The sequence below is a fragment of the Pseudomonas sp. 15C genome (assembly GCF_055484735.1).
In genome coordinates this window covers 1-9,854 of the sequence record NZ_JBUDGD010000101.1, presented here as the reverse complement: position 1 = coordinate 9,854, position 9,854 = coordinate 1, and the positions used below count along the sequence as shown (strand labels likewise).

At 61.8% G+C, this 9,854-nt stretch carries 7 protein-coding genes; 4 read left to right on the top strand and 3 right to left on the bottom strand.

Going from position 1 to position 9,854, the window contains the following annotated elements:
• Positions 1-240 precede the first annotated feature (240 nt).
• Together ACYYKW_RS25990 and ACYYKW_RS25985 are read right to left on the bottom strand one after the other, a co-directional pair.
• Positions 241-1,260 carry a helix-turn-helix transcriptional regulator gene (locus tag ACYYKW_RS25990; RefSeq protein ID WP_464991546.1) on the bottom strand — a complete coding sequence of 340 codons (1,020 nt, stop codon included), beginning with the start codon at positions 1,258-1,260 and terminating at the stop codon, positions 241-243.
• A complete protein-coding gene (locus ACYYKW_RS25985; RefSeq protein ID WP_464991545.1) occupies positions 1,257-2,195 on the bottom strand; it encodes a LysR family transcriptional regulator in 939 nt (312 codons plus the stop codon). The genes ACYYKW_RS25990 and ACYYKW_RS25985 overlap by 4 nt, the downstream gene beginning before the upstream one ends.
• 96 nt (positions 2,196-2,291) lie before the next feature.
• Here ACYYKW_RS25985 and ACYYKW_RS25980 point away from each other — a divergent pair, with 96 nt between their 5' ends.
• Complete coding sequence (locus tag ACYYKW_RS25980; RefSeq protein WP_464991544.1) at positions 2,292-3,137, top strand: AraC family transcriptional regulator ligand-binding domain-containing protein; 846 nt, start codon at positions 2,292-2,294, stop codon at positions 3,135-3,137.
• Between the two features lie 207 nt (positions 3,138-3,344).
• On the opposite strand, the gene ACYYKW_RS25975 is transcribed toward ACYYKW_RS25980, so the two are convergent.
• Positions 3,345-5,318, bottom strand: a complete 1,974-nt coding sequence (locus tag ACYYKW_RS25975; RefSeq protein ID WP_093102655.1) for an alkyl/aryl-sulfatase — start codon at positions 5,316-5,318, stop codon at positions 3,345-3,347.
• Between the two features lie 137 nt (positions 5,319-5,455).
• Here ACYYKW_RS25975 and ACYYKW_RS25970 point away from each other — a divergent pair, with 137 nt between their 5' ends.
• Genes ACYYKW_RS25970 through ACYYKW_RS25960 form a run of 3 tightly spaced genes read left to right on the top strand, consistent with a single transcriptional unit; the run spans position 5,456 to position 9,634 of the window.
• A complete protein-coding gene (locus ACYYKW_RS25970) occupies positions 5,456-6,109 on the top strand; it encodes an ABC transporter ATP-binding protein (RefSeq protein WP_093102652.1) in 654 nt (217 codons plus the stop codon).
• Positions 6,106-8,577 carry an FtsX-like permease family protein gene (locus ACYYKW_RS25965; RefSeq protein ID WP_464991543.1) on the top strand — a complete coding sequence of 824 codons (2,472 nt, stop codon included), beginning with the start codon at positions 6,106-6,108 and terminating at the stop codon, positions 8,575-8,577. Before ACYYKW_RS25970 ends, ACYYKW_RS25965 begins: the two co-directional genes overlap by 4 nt.
• Complete coding sequence (locus ACYYKW_RS25960; protein ID WP_464991542.1) at positions 8,567-9,634, top strand: lipocalin-like domain-containing protein; 1,068 nt, start codon at positions 8,567-8,569, stop codon at positions 9,632-9,634. Before ACYYKW_RS25965 ends, ACYYKW_RS25960 begins: the two co-directional genes overlap by 11 nt.
• Positions 9,635-9,854 lie beyond the last annotated feature (220 nt).

The window sequence follows — 9,854 nt, the reverse complement described above, 5'->3', positions numbered from 1 at the left end:
ATCCGGGCGTGGGAGCGCAGCGACCGTACGACGAAGTCGTACACAGCGGAAGGAGGTGCAGCGAAGCAAACCGTAGCCGCTGCGCCCGGATCGATCCCGCAGCGAAGGGACCCGAGCCTGCGAGGGCCGTACGTAGGAGCAAGCCTTTTGGGTTACCTTTTTGGCGTTTGAAAAAGGTGACCCGCTGTAAGAGCGGAACCGTAAGCAGCCGTTACCGCAGCAACGGATATGCACACAAACTCAGCGCCTACCCCACCGAGTACGATAAACCCCCGGTGCACACCCGAACCAGCGCAAACAGGCGCGGTTGAACCCCTGCACATCGCTGTACCCCAACCGATCCGACACCTCGACCAGCTCCAGCTCTCCGGCCCGTAACAAATCTTCAGCCCGATAGCGTCGGTAGTCATCGAGCAATTCTGCAAATCCCCAGCCCAACGCCTTCAAACGCCGCGCCGCCGTGCGCTCAAGCAAATGCTGCGTCGCGCAGAACTGCTTCCAGTCGGCCGTCGCCAGGTTGTCGATCAGGTAGTCGCTGACTTGCTCAAGCAGTGTCGGTTCGCTGTTGCGCAGGGTCTGCTCAAGCACCTCGACCAAGGTGTTTTCCAATGCGGGATGCTTGGGCGTCAGCAGCGTCTCGAACAGCTGCGCGTCGAGATGGATCGCGGCGTTCGGCTGTTTCCCGCGCACGGGTGAATTGAAAGCGCGTTGATGTTCATCACTGCCGGCTGAAGTCAGTGCCACGCCAACAATCGGATCAAGCTTGATGCCGCTGACGAGCAACTTGCGGCGTAGCATGCCGCAGAGGCTCACCAGAATGAAATCGGCGACGGGTACTGCGGCACGTAGTGCTCCGCGCTCGACCAGACGCAATTGCACACCACCGTTTTCGCGCACGACCTGCACATTGAAATGGCCGCTTAAGCGGCTGAAGAAACGCGCGAAATGATCACATGCACTTTCCAGAGACACCGCAACATCGAACAAATAAGTCAGGCCATTGCGGGTAGTGGACACGAAGCGTTGACCAGCCGCCAGACCGATCAGCGGATCACCGCTCTGCTCCACGGCAAACGCCCAGAAACTTCGCGACACCACCAGCGGCAGGCGCATGAACGGTGTGCGCAGGTCTGAAAGCTTTTTGTGAAATTGCGCTTCGATAGCATCCTGCGCGACGCCTCGGGCCAGCAATTCTTCAATGACCGGCAGCACGGTCGCGGCATAAAAAGTATTGCCGGATTGCGCAGCGAAGGTGTTCATACAGGACTTGCCACGGGGTTGCTGGCCGCCAGCAGTTGTTGGTCGACGCTCAGGATGGCCTCGATCATCGCCCGCGCTGCCGGGCTCAACGAATAGCCGGCGCGACTGACAATGCCGTAACTCAGTTGCAAGGCCGAATCGTTGCGCGGCACATCGATGAAATCGAGCAGATGGATCAGCCCTTGATCAATCTGTTCGCGCAAGGCTTCAAGAGTGGCCAGGCCTATCGCATCGGAACGCAGCACCACTCGCTGTATCGCATCGAATTGTGCGCATTCGACACTTGGATTGAAATCCGCCTCGCCCAGCAGATCGGCGAGCACCTTGCGAATCATCGGCGGAATGCGCGTGCCCACTACCGGATAGTCGAGCAGCGCGCGCAATTGCAGGCGTTGTTGCCCGGCCAATGGATGGCCGGCGCGGCAGAAGAAACCGCCTGGTCGGGTGCGCAGCAATTGCACTTCATATTGCGGATCGCTGACGAAATAGCGGGCGTCCGCAATCAGGAACTCAATCTGCTGTTCACGCAACCACAGCGCCAGTTGCTGCCAGTCGCCCTGATGAAACCGCGTGCGAACCGCCGGGTGCGCCTGAATGAATCGCGCCAGCGCGTCCGGTACCAGCACTTGCGCCGGGTACGGCCCGCAGCCGAATTGCAGTTCGCCGCCGGTGAGGCCGTTGTATTGCGTCAGTTCGTTGTGCAGCGCCTGACTGCCGGCGAGCAGACGCCGCGCATGTTGCAGCACCAGATCGCCCTGGCCGGTGAGGCGAAATTCGCGGCTGCTGCGTTCGACCAGTTCGCAATCGAGGTCACGTTCCAGCGTCTGGATACTGCGACTGAACGCCGGTTGGCTGAGACTGACCGCTTCGGCAGCGCGGCCGAAATTGCGGCAGTCGGCGAGGGCGACGAGGTGGCGAAGCTGGCGAAGATCCATCATGCGTCTCCTGCATTTTGCGGATACTTTTAATGCATTGGATCGATAGCACGTCGGCTGGCATAAGTACACGCCTGTCCTTCAGAAACTTCTCTCATGTCCCAGTTTTTATTCGTTTGCAGCGCTTACACCCGCGCCATCGTTGGCCATGCCGAACAGTCTGGCCTGGACTCGAAGCGGCTGTTGGCACGGGCGGGAATCTGTCCGTCCAGCCTGGTTGATCCGGCCCGGCGAATCGCTGCGCAAGCGGTTGAACGACTGTGGCGTGAATGCGAGCTGGCCGGTGCAGCGCCGACGTTTGGGTGTGAACTGGTCGACGGCCTGGCAACCACCAGCCTGCAAGGTCTGAATATCCTGCTGGACTCCGCCGCGACCTTGCGCGTGAGTCTCGACTGCTTTGTCAGCTTCGTGCCACGAATCAGCAATCATGTGCAGGTCGAATTGCTCGAGGCAGGGGATTTCGCGCGGTTGCAGTTGCGTCCGTTGCAGGGCTCGGTACATCACTTCGGTCTCGACGCCGTCACCTCTACGCTGGTACGTAACATTGCTCGAAGGCTGGGCAAACCGGCGGACGCGGTGTTTGCCAACGTCACGTTGTGCCCGTCACAGTTTGCAAGGCGCTGGTTGCGCAATGCGGGCGTTGCTGTTGAACGGGGCGAATATCCGCAGCTGACCTTGCACCGCGCCATGCTCGACGAGGCGCTGCCCGGTGCCAATCCGTTTTTGCATCAGAGCATGCTGCGGCACTGGCTGAGCGAAAGCGGCGAGCGCAATGACAGTCTGGCGCTGGCACGACACTGGCTGACCGCGGGCGATCAACCGATCGAGCGCATTGCCCGGCGCCTTGGCTATGGCCAGCCGAGCAATTTCATTCGCGCGTTTCGCAAACGGTTCGGGATCACGCCGAAGCAGTTACGGCTGCATTCGGGGCAGGGTTGTTGAGGATGGCTGGATTGGGGTGATTGATCGTTGTGTGGTGTGTGCGCGAGATTTCCCCGTCACCCCAGCCCTCTCCCGAGGGAGAGGGAGCCGAGTTGTGGACTGTTCAGAACTTGCGTTCGACTCCAAATTCCATGTCGGCGTGTCTCGCGCAAACAACCCGGTCAGTTCCCTCTCCCTCTCGGAGAGGGTGAGGGTAGGGCTTTCGTCTCAAGGCGTGACGATATTGAACTGTGGCCCGAACGTGTCGAGGCTGCCCATCAACTCGCCGAACTTCTTGCCGTTGCCCTGCAACTTGATCAAGCCCTGTTGCATCGCCGTCGGGAAATCCAGTTGCTTGAGGCTGATCTTTTCCAGGGTATCGCGGCTCAGGGTGACACCGGCATCCGCCGCAGGATTAAGCCCGGCGCGGTGGGTCAGCACGCCGTTGCGCAGCGTCAGATTGAAATCCTTCTGCACATCGTCGAACGTCCAGTTCAGCGTCAGGTCATGGGCCACGGCTTTTTCGCTGTCCAGACGTACCGCCAGATAGTCGAAGAACATCTCCGGGCTCATCGCCCGCACCATGTCCACTGACACAGTGTTGGCCGATTGCGGCGGCACACCGTTGCGCAGTTCCATGGCGCCGGTCAGGTACATGTTGCGCCAGGTGGCGTTCTCGCTTTGGTAACCCAGTTGTTCCAGGGTTTCGGCCTGCGCCTTGCGCGCGTCGGCGTTGTCCGGTTCGGCGAATAACAGTTGATTGCCCAGTTGTGCAGCCCAGCGATAATCCGCGCTGGCCATGGCCGTATGCATTTTTTCCAGCACCGCCGCCGCGCCGCCCATGGCTTCGACGCTGCGTTTGGCGGCGTCCACCGGCGGCAGCGGATTGAGGTTGGCCGGGTTGCCGTCATAAAAACCCATGTAGCGCTGATACACCGCGCGGGTGTTGAAGCTCAGCGAACCGTAGTAACCGCGGGTGTACCACTTCTGATCGAGCGAACCCGGGAGTTTCTTGATCGCTTCGGCGATCTCCAGCGGCGTCAGGCCCTGGTTGAGCAAGTGCAGGGTGCGGTCGTTGATAAAGGCATACATGTCGCGCTGGTCGGCGAGCAACGTGCGGATGCGTTCACCGCCCCAGGTCGGCCAGTTGTGTTGGGCAAACATCACTTCGGCCTTGTCGCCATAACGCGCCAGACTGTCGTCGAGGTACTGCGACCATGCCTTGGCGTCCCGCACTTGCGCGCCGCGCGGGGTGAGGATGTTGTGCATCATCTGCGTGGCGTTTTCGGCCATGCACAAGGCTTTCAGTTGCGGCAGATAAAGGTTCATTTCCGCCGGCGCTTCGGTGCCCGGCGTCAGCTGAAACTCGACTTGCAGCCCGGCGATGGTATGGCTTTGCAGAGGCTCGGTGATCAGGTCGGTCGGCGGGATCAGCGTGACCGTGCCACCACTGGGTGTGCTTTTGCCCAGGCCCGCATCGATCTGGCCCTTTTCGCCGCGCGGCAACAGACTGCCGAACTGGTATTGCGCGCGACGGCTCATGGCGTTACCGGCCATGACGTTTTCACTCATCACGTGTTCCATGAAGCCGGACGGTGCGTAAACTTTGACCTTGCCGGCCTTGACGTCGGCCTCATCGATCACCCCGCGCACGCCGCCGAAGTGATCGACGTGGGTGTGACTGTAGATCACCGCCACCACCGGTTTGCGCGGGCGGTTGGCGTAATACAGATCCAGCGCAGTCCTGGCGGTTTCGGCCATGGTCAGCGGGTCGATGATGATCAGCCCGTCATCGCCTTCGATGATGGTCATGTTGGCGAGGTCGAGGCCGCGCACCTGATACAGCCTTGGGCTGACTTCGAACAGACCGGCGTGGGCGTTGAGTTGCGCCAGCCGCCACAGGCTCGGGTTGACCGATTCCGGCGCTTTTTCATGGTCGAGAAAATTGTAGGCATTGGCGTTCCAGATAACCTTGCCGGCGGCGTCCTTGATCTGACCTTTGAAGGGCGCGATCAAGCCTTTGCTGACAGATTCGAAATCAGTGCGGTCGCTGAAGGGCAGCTGTTGCAGGACGGCGGCGTTGCTGGCGCGGGTCTGTGCGCTGGGCGCAGACGGGGTGTCGGCGGCAAACAGAGTCTGGCTGATGGCGGCGCTGATCAGGCAGGCCAGCAGGCCGCGCTTGCTGAAAATGAAACGTTGCATGGTGACTCCGGTTCTTATCGTTATCGGTGGACTGTCACGCAGGGTAGGGCGGACCGCTGCCACAGCGATGATCATCAACGGACAAAAACCATTCAGGGCCGCTATCCTTGGCCCAGACTCATTGATCAGGTTCAGCCATGCTTGAGGTTCGCAACGTCCACAAAAGTTACCCCACGCCACAGGGTTCGCTGCCGGTATTGCAGGGCGTCGACCTGACGCTGGCGGCCGGCAGCAGTCTGGCGCTGATGGGCGAATCGGGCAGCGGCAAAAGCACGTTGCTGCATCTGGTCGCCGGCCTCGACAAGGTCGACCGCGGCAGCATTCACAGCGGTGAACATCGGCTGGAGTCGATGAGCGAAGCGCAACTGGCGAACTGGCGGCGTACGGAAATCGGTCTGGTGTTCCAGCAGTTCAACCTGATCGGCAGTTTGCGCGTTGAGGACAATCTGGCGTTTCAGGCGCGGCTGGCCGGGCGCCATGAGCCGCGCTGGCAGGCGCATCTGGTGCAGCGTCTGGGCCTGGGCGATTTGCTCAAGCGTTATCCCGAACAACTTTCCGGTGGTCAGCAGCAGCGGGTCGCGCTGGGCCGGGCGCTGGCGTCGCAGCCGAAATTACTGCTGGCCGACGAACCCACCGGCAGCCTCGATGAAGCCACCAGCGATGAAGTGCTGCGCCTGCTGCTGGAACTGCTTGATGACACGCCGACCACGCTGTTGATGGTCACGCACAGTCCACGGGTCGCGGCGCGTCTGGCGCAGCAAGTGGTGCTGTCCAGCGGACGCCTGACGTGATGGTTTTCCGGCAGACGCTGCGCGCACTGCTCAGCCATTGGCGGCGCCATCCGGTGCAGTTTTTCAGCGTGCTCACCGGCCTGTGGCTGGCGACCAGCCTGCTGACCGGCGTCGAGGCGCTGAACAGTCAGGCGCGCGACAGCTACGCGCGGGCCAGTCAACTGATCGGCGGCGAACCGCAGGCCAGCCTGAGCACATCCGGCGGGGCGACTTTTTCTCAGCAATGGTTCGTGGATTTGCGCCGCCAGGGCTGGCCGGTCTCGCCGCTGTTGCAGGGGCGCTTGTTGCTCAAGGGGCACGAAGACCAACGCTTGCAATTGATGGGCATCGAACCGGTTTCATTGCCCGCCGATTCGGCGGTGGCCGGGCAGGCGCTGCCCATTGAACGGGTTGTCGAATTCTTCACGCCGCCGGGCAGCACGTGGATTTCCGCCGATACCTTGCAGGCGCTGAAACTGCGCGAAGGTGCTACGCCGCAAACAGTAAACGGCCAGGTTTTGCCGCCGCTCGTGGTCCAGAAAGACATGGCGCCCGGCGTGTTGCTGGTGGACATCGGCGTGGCGCAAACCGTGCTCGAACAACCGGGGCAACTGTCACGAATGCTGCTGCCCAAGGATTTTCACGCTGAGTTGCCAGACTCGTTCAAAGGCCAGTTGCAACTCAAAAGCAGTGGCGAAGAAAACAACCTCGCGCGGCTGACCGAGAGCTTTCACCTGAATCTCGATGCCTTGGGCTTTCTGTCGTTTGTGGTCGGATTGTTCATCGTGCACGCGGCCATCGGTCTGGCGCTTGAACAGCGTCGTGGCCTGCTGCGCACGTTGCGCGCTTGCGGGGTCAGTGCGCGAATGCTGATCACCTGTCTGATCGTCGAGCTTGGTGTGCTGGCATTGCTCGGCGGCGTATTTGGCGTGGTCAGCGGCTACTGGTTGGCCAGCGTATTGCTGCCGGATGTCGCCGCCAGCCTGCGCGGTCTTTATGGCGCGGAAGTGGCGGGGCAGTTGCGGTTAAGTCCGTGGTGGTGGTTCAGCGGCATCGGCTTGAGCCTGCTCGGCGCCTTGCTCGCTGGCGCCAGCAGCCTGTTGCGGGCGGCGCGTCTGCCATTGCTCGCGGTCGCCGATCCGCAGGCCTGGCACGAGCAATATTCCCGCTGGTTGCGTCGGCAAGGTTGGTTGGCGACGGGCTTGCTGGCGATTGCGCTGGCGGCGCTGGTCTGGGGCGACAGCCTGAGCAGTGGCTTCGTCTTGATGGCCGGGCTGTTGCTCGGCGCGGCGCTGGCCTTGCCGGTGCTGCTCAGCGCACTGCTGAAGCCGTTGCTGGGGCGCAGTCGTTCGGTGTTGGGTCAGTGGTTCCTCGCCGATTGTCGGCAGCAATTGCCGGCGTTGAGTCTGGCGCTGATGGCGCTGCTGCTGGCGCTGGCCGCCAACATCGGCGCGGGCAGCATGACCGCCGGGTTTCGCCAGACCTTCAACGACTGGCTCGAACAACGCCTGAGCGCCGAGTTGTACATCAACCCAAGCAATCCGGCGCAGTCGCGGGAAATGTACAGTTGGCTCAAGCAGCAGCCGAATGTCCGCGCGGTGCTGCCCAACTGGGAGGTCACGGTGACACTGCAAGGCTGGCCGGCGGAGCTGTTCGGCATCGTCGATCATGCGCATTATCGCCAGCACTGGCCGCTGCTCGACAGCAATGGCAGCGACCCTTGGGCGCATCTGGCAACGGACGATGCGGTGATGCTCAGCGAGCAACTGGCGCGCCGGCTCAAGGTGCGCGCGGGCGATCGACTGACGATTCCCGCGCCGAATGGCACATGGTCGCCGCGCATCGTCGGCATCTACGCCGATTACGGCAATCCCAAGGGCCACTTGCTGGTCAACAGCAATCATCTGCTGCGCGGCTGGCCGCAATTGACGCCGAACCGTTTCAATTTGCGCATCGATCCGCAGCAGATCCCGTCGTTTCTGCATGCCTTGCAGACACGTTTTCAACTGGACGATAGCCGCATCATCGATCAGGCCCGACTCAAGGGCTGGTCGATGCAGGTTTTCGAACGCACCTTTGCCGCGACGGCGGCGTTGAACAGCCTGACCCTGGCGGTCGCGGGTGTCGCGTTGTTTATCAGCCTGCTGACGCAGAGCCAAAGCCGTCTCGGCCAGCTCGCGCCGTTGTGGGCGCTGGGCGTCACGCGGCGGCAACTCATGCTGCTCAACCTCGGCCAGACCTGGCTGCTGGCGGTGTTGACGCTGATTTTGGCGTTGCCGCTGGGCATCGCACTGGCGTGGTGCCTCGATGCGGTGATCAACGTGCAGGCGTTCGGCTGGCGCCTGCCGTTGCGCGTGTTCCCGTGGCAACTGCTGCAGCTGATGGGGTTGGCGCTGCTGGCGACCTTGCTCGCCTCGGCGTGGCCGCTGTATTCGCTGTACCGCACGCAACCGGCGGACCTGCTGAGGACGTTTGCCCATGAGGATTAAGCTCGTTGCGCTGCTGGCCGCGCTGTTGCTCACCGCTTGCGATCCGTCCGTGTCGGAACAGAAGGGCTTTGCCGGCATGGGCGCGCAGGCGCAGGCGTTCACCCCGGTAGTGCCGGGGCGGGTGTTCAGTTTTCCAGCCGATCACGGCGCGCATGATGGCTTTCGCATCGAATGGTGGTACGTCACGGCGAATCTCAAGGACCCGCAAGGCAACGATTTCGGTGTGCAATGGACGTTGTTTCGCAGCGCCTTGAAACCTGAGGCAGAGCGGGCAGGGTGGGGCAACCAGACGGTGTGGCTGGGGCATGCGGCGGTGACATCAAGCACGGTGCATCACGCGGCCGAGCGCTACGCGCGCGGTGGCGTCGGGCAGGCCGGTGTGCGCCTGGCGCCGTTCGAGGCGTGGATCGATGACTGGATGTTTGCCGGCAAGGCGGCTGATCCGTTGAGCGACATGCAGCTGCGCGCTCGCGATAAAAATTTCGCTTACGACCTGCGGCTGACGTCCAGCCGGCCGCTGGTGCTGCAGGGTGACAAGGGGTTCAGTCAAAAGTCGGAGCAGGGGCAGGCGTCGTATTACTACAGTCAGCCATTTTTTCAGGCCAGCGGGACGCTGCAGATCGATGGCCAGACTTACACGGTCAGCGGGCCGGCGTGGCTGGATCGGGAATGGAGCAGCCAGCCGCTGACCGCTAATCAGACCGGTTGGGACTGGTTTTCTCTGCATCTGGACAGCGGTGAGCATGTGATGCTTTATCGGATGCGGCAGAAGGAGGGGGCGGCTTATCTGACCGGTACGTGGATTGCTGCGGATGGGCAGATTCAGACGTTGCGTCGCGAGCAGATCAGTCTGGAGCCGCAGGACACGGCCGAGGTCGCTGGGCGGTCGATGCCGGTGAAGTGGTGGGTCCGCATTCCGGACAAGCACCTCGATATCAGTGTCGATGCGCTTAATCGCGATGCCTGGATGGATCTGCGTATTCCTTATTGGGAGGGACCGGTGGGGATTGGGGGGAGTCATGCTGGTCGGGGGTATCTGGAGATGACCGGGTATTGATCGGGTGTGATTTTTTGCAGGCAGCTTGATATCCCGTGTAGGCGTGAGCCTGCTCGCGATGGCTTTCTTTCAGGCGCTGAGTTTTGGGTACATATCCGTTGCTGCGGTAACGGCTGCTTAGGGTTCCGCCCTTACGGCGGGTCACCTTTTTCAAACGCCAAAAAGGTAACCCAAAAGGCTTGCTCCTGCGTTCGGCCCTCGCAAGCTCGGGTCCCTTCGC